Consider the following 12,064-nt stretch of genomic DNA (forward strand, 5'->3'; position numbering starts at 1 on the left):
TTTGCTTTTATGAGTGAAGTAAAAATGATCGAACTTCTGAAATAAAGTAAAGCGAACCTGTAATGATGATTAAGTGATTCGATTTAGCATGACTTAAAAGAGCTTGTTCAATTGCTTCTTGCCATTCTTCGTTCACTTTTTTATTAGGGTGCTTGCTGAGCTCATATAGTTCTTGGCCTGTTCTCGCTCTTGGAAAATCAAATGATGTAAAGGTTATGCTCTCAGCTATACCTTCCAAACTTGCCACCATTTCCTCCGCACTCTTATCATTTAAGCAGCTGAAAATGACATGAATCCGTTTGTTTTCATAATGGAGACGTAGCGTACTCAATAGGCTATCGACGCCTTCTTGATTATGGGCACCATCAATAATTACTAATGGAGAATCACTAATTTTTTCAAAGCGTCCGCTCCACCGTGCTTTTTTTAAACCTTCTGCTAGCTGAGCGTAAGAAAGTTTCAGCTCTCCTTTTTGGTGTAGAATCTCTAAAGCTCGAATCGCTAAGGTTGCGTTTTTCACTTGATGATAGCCAAACATGCCAAGTTCAAGGTTTTCATAAGTATGGACAGGTGTTTGTAATGTAAAGGCTTCGCCATTTTCTAAAACCTTGTAACTTTCAATTGTAAAGTCCCTGCCCAAACGATCTAGCGACGCCTCATGGTCACGAGCGATGCTTTCAATTACTTCTATCGCTTCTTTTTGTTCTACACCGGTCACTAAAGGTACTGCTGACTTAATGATTCCTGCTTTTTCAAAAGCAATCTTATCTACCGTATTCCCTAATATAGCCATGTGATCAAAGCCAATATTCGTAATAATCGTTAACAGTGGTTCAACGACATTTGTTGAGTCATACCGACCACCAAGTCCAGCTTCAACAAGAACATAATCAACGTGTTTATGATAGCCAAAATATAAAAAGAACATCAACGTAATGACTTCAAACTCAGTCGCAGCGCCAAATTCTGTCTCTTCTACCCTTTCTACAACTGCTTTAACTTCTTGTACAAGGCGAATCATGTCTTCATCTGAAATTGGCGTACCATTTATGCTGATTCGTTCATTAAACGTTTCAATATAGGGAGAAGTAAATGTTCCCACATTATAACCTGCTTCTTGAAGCATATGGCGCATATACGTAACAGTTGAGCCTTTTCCATTCGTGCCCGCAATATGAATAGCTTTTATATTTTGATGGGGATAATCAAGTTGTTCAAGCATCCAGTTCATTCGCTCTAAGCCTGGCTTTATGCCAAAGCGTAAGCGATTATGTATCCATTGTAAGGCCTCATCATATGTTTGTATCATGGCGTTCACCTTTCTTTTTGTATTATGATTATTATAGCGAATGCAACAGTAAAAATCGAATGAACTTCCAATTTTGGTTCCATTATGTATACAAAAAGCGCTGCTTCATAAGCAACGCTTTTTTTTATTATTCCCCGCGCAATTCGACAATACGCGCTTGAACAGCTTCACGCTTTTCAACATAATCCTGTTCTTTTTGGCGCTCTTCTTCTACTACCTTTGCGGGTGCCTTCGCGATGAAACCTTGATTTCCAAGTTTCTTTTGAACACGTTCCACTTCTTTATTCAGCTTATCGTATTCTTTTTCAAGGCGCGCAATTTCCTCTTCAATATTAATTAACCCTTCAAGAGGTAGGATCAATTCAGCTCCTGTTACAACAGCTGTCATTGCTTTTTCGTCTAAAGAGATTTCCGTAGAAATTGCAAGCTCACTTGGATTACAGAATTTCTCGATGTATGCACGGTTCTTTTCAAGCTGGGCTTGAATCGTTTTATCTTTTGCTTTAATGAATAAGCGTACTTGCTTGCTCATTGGCGTATTTACTTCCGCACGAATATTACGTACTGAACGAATGATATCTACAAGTAAACGCATTTCATTTGCCGCTTCTTTGTTTGTTAGCTCTGGACGTACTTCTGGCCATTTCGCTACCGTAATTGATTCGCCTTCATGCGGCAAACTTTGCCAAATTTCCTCGGTAATAAACGGCATAAATGGATGTAAAAGTCGCATTGTGTTATCTAACACATACGCTAAGATGGAACGAGTTGTTTTCTTAGCCACTTCGTCTTCTCCATATAAAGGTAGCTTTGCCATTTCGATATACCAGTCACAGAAGTCGTCCCAGATGAAGTTATAAAGCACGCGCCCTACTTCACCAAACTCATACTTATCAGCTAGCTTCGTCACGCTTTCAATTGTTTCATTTAAGCGTGTTAAGATCCACTCATCTGCTACTGATTTCTCGCCTGACATATCAAGCTCTTCAAACGTAATGCCATCCATATTCATTAATGCAAAGCGAGATGCATTCCAAATCTTATTGGCAAAGTTCCAAGTTGCTTCAACCTTTTCAAAGCTAAAACGTAAATCTTGCCCCGGTGAACTTCCTGTTGATAAGAAATAGCGAAGTGAATCGGCACCGTACTTCTCAATTACTTCCATCGGATCTACACCGTTTCCAAGAGACTTACTCATCTTACGTCCTTGCTCGTCGCGTACAAGTCCGTGAATTAATACATCGTCAAATGGACGCTTACCTGTAAATTCAAGACCTTGGAAAATCATGCGAGATACCCAGAAAAAGATGATGTCATAACCCGTTACAAGCGCATTTGTTGGATAATAACGCTGGAAGTCAATTGATTCCACATCTGGCCAACCCATCGTTGAAAATGGCCATAAAGCTGAGCTGAACCACGTATCAAGTACATCTGAATCTTGCTCCCAGTTTTCAATATCTGCTGGAGGCTCATGATCAACGTGCACTTCTCCAGTTTCTTTATGATACCAAGCCGGAATACGGTGTCCCCACCATAGTTGACGTGAAATACACCAATCACGAATATTTTCCATCCAATGCAGGTACGTCTTTTCAAAACGATCTGGAACGAACTGAACCTTTTCTTCTCCCTTTTGAAGGTCAACTGCTTGATCAGCTAGGGGTTGCATTTTCACAAACCACTGAGTTGATAAATAAGGCTCTACCACTGCTCCACTACGTTCACTATGACCTACAGAGTGCATGTGATCTTCAATTTCAAATAAAATACCGTCTTCTTGTAAGTCTTTTACAATTTGTTTACGGCATTCAAAGCGATCCATACCTTCATATTTTCCTGCTTTGTCGTTCATTGTACCGTCTTGATTCATCACAAGAATGCGCTCTAAGTTATGGCGGTTCCCGATTTCAAAGTCGTTTGGATCATGAGCAGGTGTAATCTTAACAGCACCTGAACCAAATTCCATATCTACATAATCATCACCAACGATAGGGATTTCACGACCTACAATTGGAAGCTTCACTGTTTTACCAATTAAATGTTTATAGCGTTCATCTTCAGGATGAACAGCGACTGCTGTATCACCTAGCATTGTTTCTGGACGAGTTGTTGCAATTTCAATATGTCCAGAACCGTCCGCAAGCGGATAGCGCATATGATAAAATGCACCTTGCACATCTTTATAAATAACCTCAATATCAGAGAGAGCTGTTTTTGTTGCTGGATCCCAGTTAATAATATATTCCCCGCGATAAATTAAGCCTTTTTTATATAGATTAACAAATACTTCACGAACGGCTTTTGACAAGCCTTCATCTAACGTAAAGCGCTCACGAGAATAATCTAAACCAAGACCTAGCTTGGACCACTGTTGACGAATGAAGCTAGCATATTCTTCTTTCCACTTCCACGTTTCTTCTACAAACTTTTCGCGTCCTAAATCATAACGACTTTTTCCTTCTTGACGAAGCTTTTCTTCTACTTTTGCCTGTGTAGCAATACCAGCATGATCCATTCCAGGTAACCATAGAACATCATAGCCCTGCATACGCTTCATACGCGTTAAAATATCTTGTAACGTTGTATCCCAAGCGTGCCCTAGGTGAAGCTTACCCGTTACGTTTGGGGGTGGAATTACGATTGTATAAGGCTCTTTTTCAGCATCGTTTGTGGCTTCAAAAAACTTACCATCCAACCAATATTGATAGCGATTTTCTTCAACGGATTTTGGATCATACTTCGTTGAAAGCTTTACTTCTTGTTCTGACATACTCTGTACCTCCATGTATGATTTCTTATATAGCTTTCAATATATGAAAGCTCGAATGAACATAAAAAAACTCCTTCTTCCATAAAAGGACGAAAGGAGTTGATTTCGCGGTACCACCTTTTTTTATAGACTTCTCCCGTAAAGACGTCTATACACTTCATTTCATAACGGTTTATTAACCGGTTTTTTCTACTTGGACCATAGTCTGTTCAAAAAAACTACTCATAGGCGACCTTCCAAATAAGCCTTCCTAAGAAATCTTTCAGCTATTGATTTCTCTCTCTAAAGGTGCTTTAGTTTGTACTCTTCCTACTCACTGTATGTTCATATGATTTTCTCTTAATTATACTATATGAAAAAATATGAAGTCGTCAATAATCTTCTCCATTTTTTTCTCATTCTATTCACAAACGCGCCGGATCTTACCAAAAAAACTGAACACCTAGCGCCCATGATTCATACATTATTATGTAACGGTCTGCAGGTAGGAAAGGAGCCTATGGAATATGAGAAAACGAACCAACTTACAGTTTAACTCTTATCAAATACAGCGCTGGTTTAAAACAGTTGGAGCAGCGTGTGCACAATTTATTATTCCCCTCACGATTATTCAAGGAATTCGAACGCTTTTTTTCCCCACCACGTTCGACGTTTTCCTTCTTGCCATTTTTGCACTCATCACCATTGCACTCTATTTAGAATGGATGTAAAAAACCCAATCGAATCAATCAGTCGATTGGGCATTAGCAGCCGCTTCTGCTGCTATTTTTTTCTGTTGATCTACTTCAAAGATTTTAATGTTGACTTGCTCAATATTTTTTGTCAGCCAGTATGCTCGAATCAATGATTGCATATGTTCCAGCTCTGTTTTATAGCGCTGATGGCGATACTGCATGATGCACTGATATAAAGGTTCTGGAAAAGCAAGATAGGAATGCAAAAGTAAACGTTCTTCTTCTCTCAGTGCAAAATGCTTCTCATACGTTGCGAACCACTCATAGCTATCTAAACTCGTTAACGGATATGTGCGTAGCGTTCGTAAATAAAATGAGACAAGATCATGGATGGGTGAGGCTTCACGTGCTTGCTCTAAATTAATAAAAAAGCCGTTACCACGTTCATCGTATAAAAAATGCTTTGCCGACAGCTTTCCATGAATCGTCACAAGTCGTATTTTTTCTTTTTCTTCCATTTCAGTGTTCCATTCATCTAACCGACTAAACCCAAATTCCATAGCCCGCGTCATTTCATAGTAAACTGTACAAAAATGAAGCTCAAAAGGAGACATATACACCTTTTTCTCACATTCCATTACATACTCTTCAAGCTCTTTCTGACGATCTTCCCACGTTGTTTTTAATCCATTATAATGCGTTTCAATATCTTCCTTTTTGACTTCCACTTCTTTTGAAGAAGTACCATGAAGCTTTGCTAACTCTTGAAATAATTTATGATATCTTATATCTCGTTCGTCGGAAGGGGTATTAGGAAGCCAGGGCATTAAATAATAACCTTTGTTTTGATCCGTTATAACAGGCGAACCTTGTCTGGACTGATAGATAGGGACAAATCCCATCCACCCTTTGTGTTGAAGATCTTGAAGCTTTCTAATAAAATCATGGCTCCTAATTTCAACTTCTTCTACTTCTTTTAAGGCATAGACTCCACTTTTGGTATAAACTTTTTTGACTTTCCCGTAGTCCTCAATGAAATCAACTTCAAGCTGATACTGTTTCAGCAGTTCATGGTAATTAACAGATCCCTGATGGTTCATGTTCACACCTCCTTGTCACTTCATATGCCTTGAACATTTATTTATACACAAAGAAAACAGTTAAGACGTAGCAGAAGTCAAAACTGTTTTCTGTTGCTATTTTAGTTAACAGGAATGTTTAGAATACTTCCTTCTTCTAATTCTTGCTCGTCTTCTAAATCATTTACTCTTAAAAGACTCTGTACATTTGTATCATAGCGTTCGGCAATTGTATCAAGTGAGTCTCCGCTTTGGACAATACACAACCGCCACGTCGCTTGTTTCTCTTCCTCACGAGAAAATAGCTTTGTTAAATACAGCGCATTTTCCGCACGGTTTGAAGCCGATTCTTCTTCTTTTCGAAACTCTACTACAATTTCATTTTCTTCCTGTTCTTTTTCCTCATAATGTGCTGTTTCTGTCTCTTCTTCGCTCCATCTAGACGCATCTTCACGTGCTTGAAACAGCTCAATCACATTATCTTCGCGCTCTTCTTGAACTTCTTCTTTTTTCACTTCTACTTCAAATGGTTCATACACATCTTCTTCGTATTTGACTAACGTTTCTTTTGGTTCTTCAGTACGAAAAACGGATGAAAAATAGTTTTGAACTTGAGCTTCTTTTTCAACTTCCTTTACGTCCACTTCTTCCTCGATAGAAGCGTTTCGATAAGCAACTTCAAGCTCTTCCTTTTCTTCCACTTCTTCAACAACATTGTTGCGCTGAGAAGCTTCAAGCTCTTCTTCATATTCTACTTCTGGCTCTTCAATTTCTACCCAATCTTCTTCCTCTTCTCTTACGTGGCTTTGCTGTTCTCCATAAAGACCCGTAATCGATAAATCTGCCATTAGCTGTAGACAATCCGATTCTGGTAACTCATAATCAAATAGATCAATGGACACGTAAACATCTTCCATATTCTGAATACGATTTTTAGGAATCGTAATGTCAACAGGAAAGGCATGTGATAGCTCAGCTATACCATCTTCTCTAACAAGCACTGATTCAACGTGCTTTTCGTTTGTATATTCGCGCAAAGAGTGTGCTTCCTCTTCTAACGTTTCATATTCACCTGTTAGCAATAAAGCTCCACGAATGGAGACATATTGATCATATTCTTGGATTGCGACTTGAGGCTCTAAGGAGATTGATAAAAGCTGAGACACTTCCTGTCCCTTTTGAAACCATACTGATTCTTCTACTGAAAAACGCAGACCCGATAAATTATCCTGCGACAAATTGCTCTCCCCCTTCCAACACCTTATAAAATAGCGTTGTCATTAAAGATGTATGAAAGTGAAAAATAAAATATGTCTTTAAAAGCAAAAAAGCTTACGTTTATCACGTAAGCTTTTTTGTTTATGAACGAAGTTTAGCAAAGGCTTTTTCAGCAGCTTGGATCGTAAATTCAATATCTGCATCCGTATGAGAAGTTGATAAAAACATACCTTCAAATTGAGAAGGTGGTAAGAAGACTCCTTCATTTGCCATTTCACGATAGTACTTGCTAAAGTATTCAAGATTTGATGTTTTCGCTGTCTCATAATTAATTACTTCTTCGTTTGTGAAGAATAAGCCAATCATTGAACCTGCTCGATTAATTGTGTGAGGCACTTCATATTTTTCCGCAGCTGCTTTTAGCCCTTCTTCAAGGCGATCTGCTTTTCTAGAAAATTCATCATACGACTGTGGCGTTAACTGTGTTAGCGTTTCGTAACCTGCCGTCATTGCAAGTGGGTTTCCAGAAAGGGTACCTGCTTGGTAAATTGGACCACTTGGTGCTACTTGCTCCATAATTTCCGCTTTTCCCCCGTACGCACCAACCGGAAGCCCACCACCAATTACTTTTCCTAAACAAGTTAAGTCAGGCGTTACGTTATAGTATCCTTGCGCGCAGTTATATGCCACGCGGAATCCTGTCATTACTTCATCAAAAATTAACAGTGAACCATAATCTGATGTAATGTCACGAAGCCCTTCTAAAAAACCAGGTTGAGGTGGTACTACTCCCATATTTCCAGCCACCGGCTCAACAATAACACCTGCAATGTCTTCACCGAACTGCTCGAACGCATACTTTACACTTTCTAAATCATTATAAGGAACCGTAATCGTATTTTTAGCAATCCCCTCTGGTACACCAGGGCTGTCTGGTAAACCAAGGGTTGCTACACCAGAACCAGCTTTAATTAATAATGAATCACCGTGCCCATGGTAACACCCTTCAAATTTTAAAATTTTATTTCGGTTCGTATAACCACGAGCTAAGCGAAGAGCGCTCATTGTCGCTTCCGTTCCAGAGCTTACCATACGAACAACTTCAATTGAAGGTACGCGTGAAATTACTACTTTCGCCAATTCATTTTCAATTAAAGTAGGAGCACCAAAGCTTGTTCCAGACTCCGTTACTTTCTTAATTGCTTCTACTACACGATCATTTGAATGACCATGAATTAACGGTCCCCAAGATAAGACATAATCTACATATTCATTTCCATCAATATCGTAGATTTTTGCTCCTTTTCCACGTTCCATAAAGATAGGATCCATATCTACAGATTTAAAAGCACGAACTGGGCTATTTACGCCGCCCGGCATTAGTTGCTTTGCTTGAAGAAAGGCTGCTTTTGATTTTTCATAACTTCTCATCGAACAAACACTCCTTTTAGTTATCTTTTAGCCAGCGAACAGCATCTTTTGCATGATACGTAATAATTAAATCTGCTCCGGCACGCTTCATACTTGTAAGCTTTTCTAATACAATCTCTTTTTCATTTACCCATCCATTTTGTGCAGCTGCTTTAATCATGGAATATTCCCCGCTAACGTTATAAGCCACGACAGGTAAGTTAAAATTATTTTTCACATCACGCATAATATCTAAGTAAGACAACGCTGGTTTTACAATTAAAAAGTCTGCGCCTTCCGCTACGTCAGACTCCGCTTCACGAAGAGCTTCCAAGCGATTGGCTGGATCCATTTGATAGGTTTTACGATCTCCAAATTGCGGAGAAGAGTGCGCTGCATCACGGAAAGGACCGTAGAAAGCTGAAGCATATTTTACAGCATAAGACATAACCGGGATATCTTCAAAACCCGCTTCGTCTAAACCGTGACGAATAGCCGCTACAAATCCATCCATCATGTTAGAAGGAGCAATGATATCAGCACCTGCTTTTGCTTGACTAACAGCTGTTCTTGCTAGCAAATCAAGGGTTGGATCATTTAAAACTTTTCCTTCTTCAATAATGCCACAATGCCCATGATCAGTATATTGACATAAACAAGTGTCTGCAATAACGACTAAGTGAGGGAACTCTTCTTTAATTTGACGAATTGCTTTTTGAACAATTCCATGGTCATGATAAGCTTGGGAACCAACAGCATCTTTTTCAGCTGGTACGCCAAAAACAATAACGGATTGAATACCTAAATCGACAAGCTCCTGCATTTCCCCACTTAATAAATCAAGAGATACTTGCTCTACGCCTGGCATTGATTGAACTGGATTACGCTTATTTTCCCCTTCAATTACAAAGATTGGATAAATAAAGTCTTCTGGCTTTAAATGCGTTTCGCGAACAAGCGCACGCATGCTATCTGAACGTCTTAAACGACGATGACGATTAAATTGTAATAATGTCATAAGAAAATCCTCCTTAATTGTTACCCTTAAAATAATCTACCATTTTCTCTATCATACCATTAATTGTATACTCTTCTGGAACGATGTGCTCAATTTCATATTTCGCAGCGGTTTGAGCCGTAATAGGTCCTATACATACAACCACTTTTTCATTTATAACTGATAGCCAATCTTGCTTTGAATCCATCATATCAACAAAGAAATTAACGGTAGATGAGCTTGTAAACGTAATGATATCCGCTTGCTCCACAGCACGTTGAAGCTCGGTCATAGATGCTTTATTTTGAACCGTCTCATACATCACAAGGTCCGTCACCCTATAACCTTTCTCATCAAGACCTCGTAAAAGAATAGGGCGCGCTAAGTTCCCTCTAACAACAAGTATTTTCTCATGAGGATTGGCCTTTTTCACCAATGCTTCTAGCAAAGATTCTGCTACGTATTCTTCAGGAGTTACGTCTGGCTCTACTCCACGTTTTTTGAGAGCTTCACCTGTTTTTTTTCCAACAACAGCAACCTTGCATGATTTTGCTAGGCTACTGTGTATGTTTAATAGATTGAGCCACTGATAGAAAAAGTCGACTCCATTTTGACTTGTAAAGATAATCCACTGATATGTATGAAGTTGTTCAAGTACTCTCTGTATACCCTCACGATTAACTGCTGGTACAAAAGATAAAACAGGCACCGTTAAAGGAATACCACCTAGATTTTGTATTGCAGCAATAAAACTTTTCGCTTGCTCCGCTTGGCGCGTAATCAACACTCGTTTTAAAAAAAGAGGAGCCTGTTGACTCATTAACTGTCCAGCTCCTCTTTTACACGTTCAATTAATTCTTTAGCTCCATTGGCAGTTAAACGACGTGCAGCTTCCTCTCCAATTTCTACAGGATCCGTACCAGCAAGCGTTTCTTGATAAATTTGTTGGCCATCTGGAGAAGCAACAAGCGCTGTTAATTGTACACGCTTATTCTCTACTACGTGAGCATAGCCTGCAATCGGAACTTGGCAGCCGCCCTCCATGCGTTTTAAAAACACGCGCTCGGCTTGCACTGCTAAGCTTGTTTCCTCATCATTTAACATATGTAGAAGTTCAAGTAACTCCTTGTCATCTGAACGACACTCAATCGCTAAAGCCCCTTGACCAACCGCTGGGACACTTAAGCTAGGATTTAAATACTGCGTCACAGTATTTTTAGACCAACCCATTCGTGATAGACCAGCTGCAGCTAGAATTATTGCGTCATATTCTTCTGTTTGTAATTTGTTTAAACGTGTATCGATATTCCCTCGAATCCATTTAATTTCAATGTCTGAGCGCTTTGCAAGAAGCTGTGCACCACGTCGTAAGCTACTTGTTCCAATAACAGCTCCACTTGGTAGCTCTTCAAACGTTTGTCCTGTCTTTGAAATCAGCACGTCCCGGTGATCTTCACGAAGCGGAATGCAACCAATTGTTAACCCTTCAGGTAAAACAGCAGGCATATCCTTCATGCTGTGAACGGCCATATCAATTTCTTTTGACAGCATTGCTTGTTCAATTTCTTTCACAAATAAGCCTTTTCCGCCTACCTTAGAAAGCGTTACATCTAGAATTTTATCTCCTTTTGTGACAATTTCTTTAATCTCAAACTCAAAAGGAAGACCTTGTTGTTTCAACTGTTCGATAACCCACTTTGTCTGTGTTAATGCTAGTTTGCTTCGGCGCGAACCGACAATAATTTTCCGCATGTTGTCCTCCTAGTTTTACGACTCCCAAAAATGAAAGTTTGACAAACTTCCAAATAAGAAAAAATTAATCAATAAAATTAAAAATAATGCGATGTTCCAAATAGCAATTGCCCGACCTTGAATCCCTCTTCTCAAACGCACATACAAGTAAGCGCTGTATGCAAGGAGCATAAAAAACGAACCTAATACTTTTGTATCGTACCAATGAAAGTTGACTACTTTAATATACGCCCATATTAACCCAAGCATCAAGGACAACAGCAATAGAGGTACACCAATTAAGATAAGTACGTAAGACAGATAATCCAACTTCGTTAAATCCTCAATGCGCATCAGTCGCTTGTTCCACTTTTTCTTTTTCAACAAATCGTACTGTACAAGATACAAAGCTGAAAAAACAAACGAAATAGAAAAAGCGCCATAAGATAAAATAGCCATGGTGATATGAAAAATTAACAGCTCTGATACCAATCGCTCTGCTTCAACTGATGTTTGTGTCTCCATTGGCGCAAACGTATGAATGGCCATAATCAAAAAGCCGATCGCATTCGTAAAGAACACGACAAAATCAACTCGAAATAAACGGTTGATGACTAATGATAACGTAATGAGCACCCAGGCATAAAAATACAATCCTTCTGAAATAGTCAAGATTGGAACTCTACCTGTTTCCCACATTCGTAAAAATAAAAAGATTGTTTGTAAAAACCAAACAATAGAAAGTAACCAGAAGGCTACTTTATTCGCCTTCCGGTTATGCTGTACAAAGTCAATAAAATAAAGTAAAACACTGACCGCGTATAAAATCACAATTAACTCATAAATTCTGGTCAACGAGATATCAACCATATC

At 39.1% G+C, this 12,064-nt stretch carries 10 protein-coding genes and 1 other annotated feature; of the genes, 1 reads left to right on the forward strand and 9 read right to left on the reverse strand.

The features are described 5' to 3' along the window. Window positions 1–7: 7 nt before the first annotated feature. Complete coding sequence (locus EPL02_RS18045; protein ID WP_131888348.1) at window positions 8–1,309, reverse strand: bifunctional folylpolyglutamate synthase/dihydrofolate synthase; 1,302 nt, start codon at window positions 1,307–1,309, stop codon at window positions 8–10. Between the two features lie 127 nt (window positions 1,310–1,436). After that, window positions 1,437–4,082 (reverse strand): valine--tRNA ligase, encoded by a 2,646-nt coding sequence (locus EPL02_RS18050; RefSeq protein WP_131888349.1) that lies wholly within the window; start codon window positions 4,080–4,082, stop codon window positions 1,437–1,439. Between the two features lie 82 nt (window positions 4,083–4,164). Then, window positions 4,165–4,408, reverse strand: a binding site (T-box leader). Window positions 4,409–4,588: 180 nt separating this feature from the next. Here EPL02_RS18050 and EPL02_RS18055 point away from each other — a divergent pair. Next, window positions 4,589–4,792, forward strand: coding sequence for a hypothetical protein (locus EPL02_RS18055; RefSeq protein ID WP_094911789.1), 204 nt, complete (start codon window positions 4,589–4,591; stop codon window positions 4,790–4,792). Between the two features lie 14 nt (window positions 4,793–4,806). On the opposite strand, the gene ysxE is transcribed toward EPL02_RS18055, so the two are convergent. The 7 genes from ysxE to EPL02_RS18090 form a co-directional block, all read right to left on the reverse strand. Next, entirely contained in the window at window positions 4,807–5,856 is a 1,050-nt protein-coding gene (gene ysxE, locus EPL02_RS18060) for a spore coat protein YsxE (RefSeq protein WP_131888350.1), read from the reverse strand. 101 nt (window positions 5,857–5,957) lie between these two features. Next, a complete protein-coding gene (gene spoVID / locus EPL02_RS18065) occupies window positions 5,958–7,073 on the reverse strand; it encodes a stage VI sporulation protein D (RefSeq protein ID WP_131888351.1) in 1,116 nt (371 codons plus the stop codon). Between the two features lie 121 nt (window positions 7,074–7,194). Then, window positions 7,195–8,484: a glutamate-1-semialdehyde 2,1-aminomutase gene (gene hemL / locus EPL02_RS18070; RefSeq protein ID WP_131888352.1), complete on the reverse strand. Its 1,290-nt coding sequence runs from the start codon at window positions 8,482–8,484 to the stop codon at window positions 7,195–7,197. Window positions 8,485–8,500: 16 nt separating this feature from the next. Next, window positions 8,501–9,481, reverse strand: a complete 981-nt coding sequence (gene hemB, locus EPL02_RS18075) for a porphobilinogen synthase (RefSeq protein ID WP_094911795.1) — start codon at window positions 9,479–9,481, stop codon at window positions 8,501–8,503. Between the two features lie 13 nt (window positions 9,482–9,494). After that, window positions 9,495–10,280: a uroporphyrinogen-III synthase gene (locus EPL02_RS18080; RefSeq protein ID WP_131888353.1), complete on the reverse strand. Its 786-nt coding sequence runs from the start codon at window positions 10,278–10,280 to the stop codon at window positions 9,495–9,497. Next, window positions 10,280–11,212, reverse strand: a complete 933-nt coding sequence (gene hemC / locus EPL02_RS18085) for a hydroxymethylbilane synthase (protein WP_094911798.1) — start codon at window positions 11,210–11,212, stop codon at window positions 10,280–10,282. Before hemC ends, EPL02_RS18080 begins: the two co-directional genes overlap by 1 nt. Before the next feature lie 15 nt (window positions 11,213–11,227). Then, complete coding sequence (locus EPL02_RS18090; RefSeq protein WP_094911800.1) at window positions 11,228–12,061, reverse strand: cytochrome C assembly family protein; 834 nt, start codon at window positions 12,059–12,061, stop codon at window positions 11,228–11,230. Window positions 12,062–12,064: the final 3 nt, after the last annotated feature.

The organism is Bacillus sp. CBEL-1, assembly GCF_004348885.1.
Lineage (GTDB): Bacteria > Bacillota > Bacilli > Bacillales > Bacillaceae_H > Priestia > Priestia aryabhattai_A.

Excerpts from the sequence above, each read along its gene's own strand:
- EPL02_RS18045 (WP_131888348.1), bottom strand. The coding sequence starts at position 1,309 with ATGATACAAACATATGATGAGGCCTTACAATGGATACATAATCGCTTA.
- EPL02_RS18050 (WP_131888349.1), bottom strand. The coding sequence starts at position 4,082 with ATGTCAGAACAAGAAGTAAAGCTTTCAACGAAGTATGATCCAAAATCC.
- EPL02_RS18055 (WP_094911789.1), top strand. The coding sequence starts at position 4,589 with ATGAGAAAACGAACCAACTTACAGTTTAACTCTTATCAAATACAGCGC.
- ysxE (WP_131888350.1), bottom strand. The coding sequence starts at position 5,856 with ATGAACCATCAGGGATCTGTTAATTACCATGAACTGCTGAAACAGTAT.
- hemL (WP_131888352.1), bottom strand. The coding sequence starts at position 8,484 with ATGAGAAGTTATGAAAAATCAAAAGCAGCCTTTCTTCAAGCAAAGCAA.
- hemB (WP_094911795.1), bottom strand. The coding sequence starts at position 9,481 with ATGACATTATTACAATTTAATCGTCATCGTCGTTTAAGACGTTCAGAT.
- EPL02_RS18080 (WP_131888353.1), bottom strand. The coding sequence starts at position 10,280 with ATGAGTCAACAGGCTCCTCTTTTTTTAAAACGAGTGTTGATTACGCGC.
- hemC (WP_094911798.1), bottom strand. The coding sequence starts at position 11,212 with ATGCGGAAAATTATTGTCGGTTCGCGCCGAAGCAAACTAGCATTAACA.
- EPL02_RS18090 (WP_094911800.1), bottom strand. The coding sequence starts at position 12,061 with ATGGTTGATATCTCGTTGACCAGAATTTATGAGTTAATTGTGATTTTA.